Consider the following 10,045-nt stretch of genomic DNA (forward strand, 5'->3'; position numbering starts at 1 on the left):
TCTCGGCGAGCAGCTGCGCGTCGCCGAGCACCGTGAAACGCGCGTCGGGCCAGCGCCGGCCGGCATCGCGCAGTGCCTGCACGGTCAGCTCCGGGCCGACGCCCGCAGGCTCGCCGGTCGTGATCGCGATATGCAGCGCGGGCAGCACGGGCAGCGCGGGCGTCGTCATCGTCGGCTCGCTCAGTTCGGCTGGCTCATGCCGCCGATCTTGTACTGCACGTACGACGAATCGCGCAGCTCGCGCAGCCAGTCCGCGTACGCCTGCTCGGCCTTGCGCTGGCCGATCGCCTGACGCGCGATGTCCATCTGCTGCTGCACCGAGCCTTCTGCCTCGCGGCGGTCCAGCACCTGGATCAGGTGGTAGCCGTACTCGGTACGCACCGGGTTGCTGACCTGGCCGTCCTGCAGGTTGTTCATCGCACGCTCGAATTCGGGCACGGTCTCACCGGGGCTGATCCAGCCGAGATCGCCGCCCTGCGACGCGGAACCGTCCTGCGAATAGGTGCGGGCGAACTTCGTGAAATCGCCGCCGGCCTCGACCTGCTTGCGGATGTCGACCAGTTGCTGGCGCGCCTGCCCTTCGGACTTGCCTTCGCCGACGCGCAGCAGGATGTGGCGCACGTGGGTCTGCACGATCTTCGGCGCGGCGGCCGACGTGCCCTGGCTCTGGCGGCGGTCGACGAGGCGCACGATTTCGAAGCCGTCCGGCACGCGGATCACCGTCGGATTGACCTCGCCCGGGCGCAGCTTCGATGCGACGCCGACGACTTCGGACGGCAGCGAGCCCGGCGACTTGAAGCCGAGGTCACCGCCCTTCTTCGCGTCGTTCGCTTCGGAATTGTTCTTCGCGAGCCGCTCGAAATCCGCGCCCGACAGTGCCTGCTTCAGCAGCGCGTCGGCCTTCGCCTGCGCGGCCTCGATATCCTGCTGCGGCGCATTGGTCGGCGCCTTGACGAAGATGTGCTGGAAGCGCAGGTCCTGCTGCTGCGACGCGTTCGGCCCGCGCTGGCTCGCGATGTAGTTCGCGACTTCGGCGTCCGACACGGTGATCTTGCTGTCGACCTCGCGCTCGCGCAGCTTCGACAGCGTCAGCTCGGTGCGTGCGTCGCTCGTGAAGATGCTCCAGGGCACGCCTTGCGCCTCGAGCCGCGAGCGGTACTGGTCGAGCGTCATCCCGTTCGCCTGCGCGAGCCGTTGCAGCGTCGTCTGCACGGCTGCGTCGTCGACGCGGATCCCGTCGTCCTTGGCCTTCTGCACCTGGATACGCTCGAGCACCATCTGGTTCAGCACCTGCGCGCGCAGCTGGTCGACCGGCGGCACCGGCGCGTTCTGCTGCTGCAGCCGGCGCGCGATCAGGCCCGCGCGCTGGTCGAGCTCGCGGCCCGTGATCACGTCGTTGTTGACGACCGCGACGACTTCGTCGGCGAGCTGCGCGCCTTGCGCACCAAGCGCCTGCGCCGCGGCCGGCGCGGGAGCGAGCAGCGCGGCGGTCGCGGCGAGGCTGGACACGATGGCCGCGTAGCGAAGGGTTTTCTTCATTGCCACTGATACTCCATTCAAATCGGGCTGATCCGGTGCCGGCGCCTTCGGCTGCCGCTCGGGCGCCTCGGCGTTAATCGTAGTTGCTGAAGCGGGACAACGGCGGCGGCGCGGGCGGCAACGGCGTATAGCCCGGCACGCCGGCGCGGAACGCGGACACGAGACCGTTGTCGATGCTCGACAGCCCCTTGAGCGTCAACTGCGCCAGGAAACGCGTGGCGGTGGTCTGCTGGTTCGACGAGTTCACCCCGTTCGAGTACCGCTGGACCCCGACCCCGATTGCCCAGCAGTCAGCGTCGTATTGTAAGCCGACGACGCCGTCGACCAGCCGGTGCCCGGTCAGATCGTAGTTGAAGCGGCCGACGGAATACAGGCGGCGCGTCAGCGGCCATTGCGCGGACACGAGGAACTGGTTGATCGGCTGGCCGTCGAGCGTCGTGGTGCCGCGCGTGTAGCGGTACCCGACGTTGATCACCTTGCGCACTTCCGGGCTGAAACCGAAACCGATGCTCGACTTTACGAGCTGGTTGTTGTTCTGGTTGTACTGGAACGCCGTTTCCGACGCGAAACCGGAGCCCAGCTTGAACGACGCGCCTGCAATCACGTCGGAGTGCCGCGCCTGCGACGCGGCCTGCCCGCTGTTCAGCGTCACGCGCTGGTCTGCGAAGTAGTACTGCTGCGCGATCACGAAGCGCGCGCGCTCGTCGCCCGTCTTCGGGTCGATGAAGCGCGACGTCAGCCCGGCCGTCACGCGGTTCGCGTCGGCGATCCGGTCGTTGCCGACGAACGTGTTCGGCTGGTAGATCTCGGCCAGGCCGAAATCCGACTCGGACGTATCGAACAGCGGCGCATTCGACTGGTTGCGATACGGCGTATAGACGTAGTACAGACGCGGCTCGAGCGTCTGGATGAAGTCCTGGCCGAACAGGTGCACCGAGCGGTCGAAGATCAGGCCCGTGTCGAAGCTGACGGTCGGGATCGACTCGGTGAAGCGCTTCGGCGCATTCGGCGTGGTCGACGACAGGGAGCTCAGGTCGTACGACGCGAAGTGGTACTGGACCTTCGGCACGACGAAGTAGCCGGGGCCGTAGACGCCGTACGCGAGGTACGGGTTGAAGACGATCCGGTCGCCCTGCGTCATGTCGCCGGTCGTGATCCGGAACCGCGAATAGTCCGCTTCCGCGCCGTAGTCGAAGCCGCCGACGTTGTACTTCGTGTAGTGCACGTTCAACTGCGGCTCGCGGCTGTACGGCGGCGCGGACGACGACGGCGGCAGCGTCTGGTAGTGCTGGTAGCGCGCGAGCACCGACCACGGGCCGTTGTTGTACGTGAGCCCGGCTTCCTGCGTGTACAGCGTCTGCGTGCCGTTCACGAACTGGCTCGTGAACGAGCCGAGGTCTTCCGGATACGTGTTGTCCGACACGCGGTTGTAGTTGACGTAGCCCGCGAAGCCACCGCCAAAGTACTGCTGGTGCTGCCAGTAGATCGCGTAGCGGTTGTCGCGCTTCGCGAGCGCGTCGTGCGGCATGTACTCGCCGGTGAACGTGCCCGAGTAGGTCGTCGACAGGTAGCGGTACATCGCCTGCGTCTGCACGCCGCGCTTCGAGATGATCTTCGGCGTGAGCGTCAGGTCGCGGTTCGGCGCGATGTTGAAGTAATACGGCAGCGTCAGCTCGAACCCGTTGTTCGAGTTCACCGAGAACGTCGGCGGCAGCAAGCCGCTGCGCCGGTCGCCGGACAGCGGGAACGTCATCCACGGCGTCGCGAAGATCGGCACGCCCTGGAAGAACAGCACGCTGTTGCGCACCGTGCCTTCGTCGGCGCCGGTATCGAAGTCGAAGCGGCTGCCCTTGATGTACCACGCGGGGTCCTTCTCGCACGAGCAAGCGGTATAGGTGCCGTTGACGAACACCGAGCGCTCGCTGTCGAGCAGGTCGGCGCGTTCCGCGCTGCCCGAGCCGCCCGTCATGTTGAAGTGGTACTTCGGCGCCGTCATGAAGCCCTGGTTCGCCTCGACCTTCAGGTGCGCCTCGGGGCCCGCGAACGACGTGCCGCCGTTGACCACCCTGACCTGGCCGTACGCGTCGGCCAGGTCCGTATCCTGGTCGTAGTGGATCGCGTCGGCCTTCACGACCGCGTCGCCGCGGCGGAGCTCGGCGGAGCCCTTCGCGGCCAGGTCCTGGTCGGCCGTCCCGCTCGTGTGGTCGGCGATCACGAAGGTGGCCGGCTTCGAGCCGTCCTTCAGCGGACGCTCCTCGAGCTGGGGCGCGAGACGCAGATCCCACGGCGAGTCGAGCGGCTGCGGCTGCGCGGCCGCGCCCGTCAGCTGCGCGTGCGACACGGCCGGCACGAGGCCGGGCACGGCCAGGAGCGCGAGCGCGAGCCGCCGTTTGCGCGGCGCCCCGTCACCGGGGAAAACATTCGGGAATAGCGGTTTGGGCGGCATCTATCGTTTGGCGAATCGCCCCTCGTCAGCCCGTGCCTTCGCGCATCGCGGCCCGCGCAATCGGACCGTGACTGCGGCGGAGCGCAAACCAGGGGAGGCGATCGGGCGAACGGCGCGGCAGGCGGCGAGCCTGCGCGGCGGAAGCTGACGCGGGGCGCGTCAAAAAAGTCGTGGGGTATTATATGGCAAGACGTTCTCCCCTCCGCCGAGTTTCATGACGCCCCCATCTGCCGCTTCTCATCCCGACGCTCACCCCGACGCTCATCCCGACGCCCGCCTCGATGCGCTCAGCGCGTGGCTGCGCCCGCTCGCCGAGCGCTTTGCCCTCGATCTCGCCACCCTCGCGCCCGCGTCCGCGGACGCCAGCTTCCGCCGCTATTTCCGCGTCGCGTCCGCGTCGCAGCCCGGCGGCTCGCTGATCGCCGTCGACGCGCCACCGCCCGAAAAGTGCCGGGAGTTCGTCCAGGTCGCCCGACTGCTCGCCGACGCGGCCGTCCACGTGCCGCAGGTGCTGGCCCACGATTTCGACGCGGGTTTCATGCTCGTGACGGATCTCGGCCGGACGTCGTACATCTCGGTGCTCGACCCGGCCGACCCGCTCGCCGCGCGGCCGCTGATGCGCGACGCGCTCGATGCGCTGATCCGCTTCCAGCTGACGTCGGCGCCCGGCGTGCTGCCGTCGTTCGACGACGCCTTCCTGCGCCGCGAGATGGAGCTGATGCCCGAGTGGTACATCGGCCGGCACCTCGGCAGGACAGTCACGGACGCGATGCGCGGCACGCTCGAGCGCACCTTCGCGCTGCTGATCGCGAGCGCCCGCGCGCAGCCGCAGGGCTTCATGCTGCGCGATTTCATGCCGCGCAACCTGATGGTCGGCGAGCCGAACCCCGGCGTGCTCGACTTCCAGGACGCGGTCGAAGGGCCGCTGACCTACGACGTCGTGTCGCTGCTGCGCGACGCGTTCATCAGCTGGGACGAGGAATTCGAGCTCGACTGCTTCGCGTACTACTGGGAAAAGGCGAAGAAGGCCGGCCTGCCCGTCGATCCCGATTTCGGCGAGTTCTACCGCCAGCTCGAATGGATGGGCCTGCAGCGCCACATCAAGATCCTCGGCCTGTTCGCGCGGATCAACTACCGCGACGGCAAGCCGCATTACCTGGCGGACCTGCCGCGCTTCATCGCCTACGCGCGCAAGGTCGCGCTGCGCTACCGGCCGCTCGTGCCGTTCGCAAAGCTGCTCGACGAACTCGAAGACAAGACGGCCGACGTCGGCTATACGTTCTGACCATGTCCGATACCTTCCTGACCACGGCGATGATCTTCGCCGCCGGGCGCGGCGAACGGATGCGCCCGCTCACCGACACGACGCCGAAGCCGCTGCTCGAAGCCGGCGGCAAGCCGCTGATCGTCTGGCAGATCGAACGGCTCGCGCAGGCGGGCATCGAGACGATCGTGATCAACCATGCGTGGCTCGGCGAAGCGATCGAAGCCGCGCTCGGCGACGGTTCGCGCTGGGGCGTACGGCTCGCGTACTCGGCCGAGGGCGACGCGCTCGAAACGGCGGGCGGCATCGCACACGCACTGCCGCTGCTCGAGCGCGACGGCCGGCCTGCGGTGTTTGTGGCCATCGCCGGCGACGTGTTCTGCGAATTCGACTATCGCTCGCTGGCCGCGCGCGCCGCGCAAATGGCCGCGCTCGACACCCCCGCGATGCATCTCGTGATGGTGCCGAACCCGCCGTTCCATCCGGCCGGCGATTTCGTGCTCCGCGACGACGGCCGGCTGTCGCTGGACGGCGCCGCGCGCGTCACGTTCGGCAGTATCGGCCTGTACGACACGCGGATGTTCCGCGACCTCGCGCCCGGCACACGCCGCGCGCTGACGCCGTACTTCCGCGCGACGATCGAGGCCGGCCGCGCGACGGGCGAACTGTACGAAGGGATCTGGGAAAACGTCGGCACGCCCGCGCAGCTCGGCGAGCTCGACGCACGCCTGCGCGCGATGCGCTGACAGCGGGAACGGCTGGCCGCTGCCGCTCAGACCAGACCAGACCAGACCAGACCAGATCAGACCTGCTCGGCCTCCTCGCCGCCCGCCGCCGCGCGCTGCTGCTGCAGCGCCCACATCTGCGCATACAGCCCGTCCGCGCGCACGAGTTCGTCGTGCGTGCCGCGCTCGACGATCCGGCCGTGATCCATCACGAGGATCTGCTGCGCATGCACGACCGTCGACAGCCGGTGCGCGATCACGAGCGTCGTGCGATGCCGCGCGATCTGCTCGAGTTCGTGCTGGATCGCGCGCTCCGAGCGCGAATCGAGCGCCGACGTCGCCTCGTCGAACAGCAGGATCGGCGGATTCTTCAGCAGCGTGCGCGCGATCGCGACGCGCTGCTTCTCGCCGCCCGACAGCTTGAGGCCGCGCTCGCCGACCGGCGTGTCATAGCCCTTCGGCAGGCTTTCGATGAAGTCGTGGATGTGCGCGGCGCGCGCGGCCGCGATCACCTCGTCGCGGGTCGCGGTCGGCCGCCCGTACGCGATGTTGTAGTAGATCGAATCGTTGAACAGCACGGTGTCCTGCGGCACGATGCCGATCGATGCGCGCAGCGTTTCCTGCGTGACGTCGCGGATGTCCTGCCCGTCGATGCGAATCGCGCCGCCCGCCTGCCGGTCGAGATCGTAGAAGCGGAACAGCAGCCGCGACAGCGTCGACTTGCCCGAGCCGCTGTGGCCGACCACCGCGGTCGTCGTGCCCGCGTCGATCGTGAACGTGACGTCGTGCAGGATCGGCCGCGACGCTTCATACGCGAAGTTCACCTGCTCGAAGCGCACCTGCGCGCCGGCGACGGCGAGCGGCCGCGCATCGGTCGCGTCCGCGACTTCCTTCGGCGCCGACAGCAGCCCGAACATCCGGTCCATGTCGGTGAGGCTCTGCTTCAGCTCGCGATACACGACGCCGAGGAAGTTCAGCGGAATGTACAGCTGCAGCATGAACGTGTTGATCAGCACGAGATCGCCGAGCGTCAGCTTGCCCGCGAGCACGCCCTGCGTCGCGCGCCACAGGATGAACACGAGCCCGGTGCCGATGATCACCTGCTGGCCGAAGTTGAGCACCGACAGCGAGTTCTGCGAACGGATCGCGGCCTTGCGGTAGCGCTTCAGGTTCTCGTCGTAGCGCTGCGCTTCCCACTCCTCGTTGCCGAAGTACTTGACCGTCTCGTAGTTGATCAGCGAATCGATCGCACGGGAATTCGCGCGCGAATCGAGCTCGTTCATCGTGCGGCGGAAATGCGTGCGCCAGTTGGTCACCTTCACGGTGAACACGATGTACGTGATCAGCGCGGCGAACGTCACGTACGCGTAATACGCTTCGTACTTGACGACGAAGAAGCCGAGCACGAGGCCGACCTCGACGAGCGTCGGCAGGATGCTGTACAGCGAATACGAGATGAGCTGCTGGATCCCGCGCGTGCCGCGCTCGATGTCGCGCGACATGCCGCCCGTCTGCCGCTCGAGATGAAACCGCAGCGACAGCCCGTGCAGGTGCCGGAACACCTGCAGCGCGAGTCGGCGCACCGCGCTCTCGGTCACTTTCGAGAACAGGATCTCGCGCAGCTCGGTGAACATCGACGTCGACAGCCGCACGAGCGCGTATGCGACGACGAGCAGCCCGACGCCGCCCGCGAGCACGATCCCGGCCGACTGCTCGGCGCGGCCGATCGCGGTCAGTTGCTGAACCGCGGCGAGATGGTCGACGATCCGCTTCATCACGACCGGCACGCCGAGGTTCGCGACCTTCGCGCCGATCAGGCACGCGAGCGCAAACGCCACGCGCCATTTGTAGGTCGCGAGGTACGGCAGCAGCGAGCGGATGGTCTGCCAGTCGTTGCGGGGCCCGGTTTGAAGCGGCGCGGGCTCGCCGGAAGCAGGAAATCGGCGCATGGGGGACAGGTCGGTGGCAGTGCGGGCCGGGCGCGTCGTCGGCCGGCACGCCCGCTTTCTCGTACAATTTGCGAACGTTGTATTGTCGCAGAAGCCGGTTCGCGCCGCTGTCCGTGGCCTCGCCGGCCGCCCCGCGCGGACTGGTGCGTTTATTACAGGATGAAAGCCCCCACCATGACCGACACCCCGCTCGACCTTCCGCAAAAACAACCCGCACTGCGCGTGATGCCGCAGCCGTCCGACGCCAACGTGCACGGCGACGTGTTCGGCGGCTGGATCATGTCCCAGGTCGACATCGCCGGCTCGATTCCGGCGTGCCAGCGCGCAAACGGCCGGGTCGCGACCGTCGCGGTCAATTCGTTCCTGTTCAAGCAGCCGGTATTCGTCGGCGACCTGCTGAGCTTCTACGCGACCGTCACGCGTACCGGCAACACGTCGGTCACGGTCGACGTCGTGGTCTATGCACAGCGCATGCGGCTGTCGGGCGAGATCGTGAAGGTGACCGAAGCGACGCTCACCTACGTCGCAACCGGCCCGGACCGCAAGCCGCGTCCGCTGCCGCCGCTCGAGTGACGTCGCTGCAGGCCTGACTCGGCCTGCAGGCGCGCGGCCCGCAGGTGCGCTTACCTCAAGCCGCCACCCGCGCGGCGCCGCCGGCCGCGTCGCGCGGGTGCCGCGTCAGTGCGTGGTCGTCAGCCCGAACTCCCGCATCGCCGGCACGAAATCGTGGTTCAGCTTCGGCTTGCGGGACAGTTTCACCAGCACGTAGCGCTGGAACGGCGCGAGCCGTTGCCACTGCACGACGTCAGGCGCCGGCAGCCCCGCCAGCGCGCACTGCTGCACCAGCGCGTCCGGCACCCGCTCGATGCTGCGCCAGGTCGGCTGCTCGTCCGGCTGGAACCAGGTCGGTTCGAGATCGGCATGCGTGCGCAGCATCTCGAACAGCGCGTGGTCGAAATTGGGCTCGATCGCGGTGTCGTCGTCGGCCGGAAAGCGCGCGAGCAGCTTGCGATCCTCGAGCGGCAGCAATTGCCATTGCTCGAGCGAGATCCGCAAGCCGAAGCGGTCGAGATTGAAGCGCACGATCATCGGGATGTACGTGAAATTCTCCGATGAATCGCGTTCGAAATTGAAGAGCAACGGTGCGTCGCTGAGTCCCATGGTCGTTACCTTGGCGAATGCCGGCGCGGCCGGCCTGTCTGAGGTATTTTAGAACCTCTGCGCGTGTGCGGCGGCGCGATTCGTCGCCCGCCCCCCGCGCGCGTCAACCGAACGGGAATCCTTTCGTGAATCCGACCGAATCAGACGAACTGCGCACCGAACCGCGTGGCGCGATCGACCTCGCCGTGCGCCGCACGCGCGGCGGCGCCGTCGAGACGGCCATCGACCATGTCGGCCAGGAATGGCCGGTCGCGCTCGTCTTCAACGGTATCTCGCACGCGGTGATGATGTGCACGCCGCGCGACCTCGAAGCGTTCGCGGTCGGCTTTGCGATATCGGAAGGAATCGTCGCGCGCGGCAGCGACATCAAGGACATCGACGTGATCCTGCATGCCGACGCGCCGCTGCCGCACGCCGAAGTCCACCTGGAAGTCGTCCAGCAGGCGTTCGCCGCGCTGAAGGACAAGCGCCGCGCGCTCGCCGGGCGCACCGGCTGCGGCGTGTGCGGGATCGAGAGCATCGACCTGCTCGACCTGGCGCCGGAGCGCGTGCCCGACACGGGCTTCCTCGCGCGCCTCGCGCCCGACGCGCTCGCGCGCGCCGCCGGCGAGCTGCCGGCCCATCAGGCGCTGACGAAGTTGACCGGCGGCCTGCACGCGGCCGCGTGGTGCGATGCAACAGGTGCGATCCGGATGGCGTTCGAGGACGTCGGCCGGCACAACGCGCTCGACAAGCTGATCGGCTCGCTCGTGCTCGCGCGCGCCGACACGACCGACGGCTTCGTGTTCCTGTCGAGCCGCGCGAGCTACGAGCTGGTGCGCAAGGCCGCGCGCGTCGGCATGCCGATGGTCGCGACGATCTCCGCGCCGTCGTCGCTCGCGATCGCGATCGCGCAGCGGGCCGGCCTGCGGCTCGTCAGCTTCTGCCGCGCAACCGGCTACGTCGATTACGACACCGTGTT

Annotated in this window: 8 protein-coding genes and 1 pseudogene; 4 read left to right on the forward strand and 5 right to left on the reverse strand. The window is 68.0% G+C overall.

The window, feature by feature from the left end; translation table 11 throughout:
* The 3 genes and pseudogenes from pdxA to G3N94_RS37060 all read right to left on the reverse strand — a co-directional run.
* A pseudogene (gene pdxA, locus G3N94_RS37050) lies at positions 1-169 on the reverse strand (4-hydroxythreonine-4-phosphate dehydrogenase); the annotation flags it as partial.
* A gap of 11 nt (positions 170-180) precedes the next feature.
* Positions 181-1,539, reverse strand: coding sequence for a peptidylprolyl isomerase (locus tag G3N94_RS37055; RefSeq protein ID WP_205799193.1), 1,359 nt, complete (start codon positions 1,537-1,539; stop codon positions 181-183).
* A 73-nt stretch (positions 1,540-1,612) separates the two neighbouring features.
* Positions 1,613-3,985 carry an LPS-assembly protein LptD gene (locus tag G3N94_RS37060; protein WP_205799194.1) on the reverse strand — a complete coding sequence of 791 codons (2,373 nt, stop codon included), beginning with the start codon at positions 3,983-3,985 and terminating at the stop codon, positions 1,613-1,615.
* A 214-nt stretch (positions 3,986-4,199) separates the two neighbouring features.
* Here G3N94_RS37060 and G3N94_RS37065 point away from each other — a divergent pair, with 214 nt between their 5' ends.
* Together G3N94_RS37065 and murU are read left to right on the forward strand one after the other, a co-directional pair.
* Complete coding sequence (locus tag G3N94_RS37065) at positions 4,200-5,270, forward strand: phosphotransferase (RefSeq protein WP_205799195.1); 1,071 nt, start codon at positions 4,200-4,202, stop codon at positions 5,268-5,270.
* A gap of 2 nt (positions 5,271-5,272) precedes the next feature.
* On the forward strand, positions 5,273-5,995 hold the full coding sequence (murU, locus tag G3N94_RS37070; RefSeq protein ID WP_241022288.1) for an N-acetylmuramate alpha-1-phosphate uridylyltransferase MurU: 723 nt from the start codon (positions 5,273-5,275) through the stop codon (positions 5,993-5,995).
* A gap of 56 nt (positions 5,996-6,051) precedes the next feature.
* Here the strand turns inward: murU and G3N94_RS37075 are convergent, their stop codons facing one another.
* A complete protein-coding gene (locus tag G3N94_RS37075) occupies positions 6,052-7,923 on the reverse strand; it encodes an ABC transporter ATP-binding protein/permease (RefSeq protein ID WP_205799196.1) in 1,872 nt (623 codons plus the stop codon).
* Between the two features lie 174 nt (positions 7,924-8,097).
* On the opposite strand from G3N94_RS37075, the gene G3N94_RS37080 reads away from it, so the two are divergent.
* The gene (locus tag G3N94_RS37080) at positions 8,098-8,496 is read left to right on the forward strand and encodes an acyl-CoA thioesterase (RefSeq protein WP_205799197.1); all 399 of its coding nucleotides are present in this window, start codon (positions 8,098-8,100) and stop codon (positions 8,494-8,496) included.
* Positions 8,497-8,601: 105 nt separating this feature from the next.
* Here G3N94_RS37080 and G3N94_RS37085 read toward each other — a convergent pair whose 3' ends face one another.
* Positions 8,602-9,084 carry a nitrate reductase associated protein gene (locus G3N94_RS37085; RefSeq protein WP_205799198.1) on the reverse strand — a complete coding sequence of 161 codons (483 nt, stop codon included), beginning with the start codon at positions 9,082-9,084 and terminating at the stop codon, positions 8,602-8,604.
* 125 nt (positions 9,085-9,209) lie between these two features.
* On the opposite strand from G3N94_RS37085, the gene fdhD reads away from it, so the two are divergent.
* Positions 9,210-10,045, forward strand: an 836-nt coding sequence (fdhD, locus tag G3N94_RS37090) for a formate dehydrogenase accessory sulfurtransferase FdhD (protein WP_205799199.1), incomplete at its 3' end; no start/stop codon positions are given.

The organism is Burkholderia sp. Ac-20353 (assembly GCF_017104785.1).
Lineage (GTDB): Bacteria > Pseudomonadota > Gammaproteobacteria > Burkholderiales > Burkholderiaceae > Burkholderia.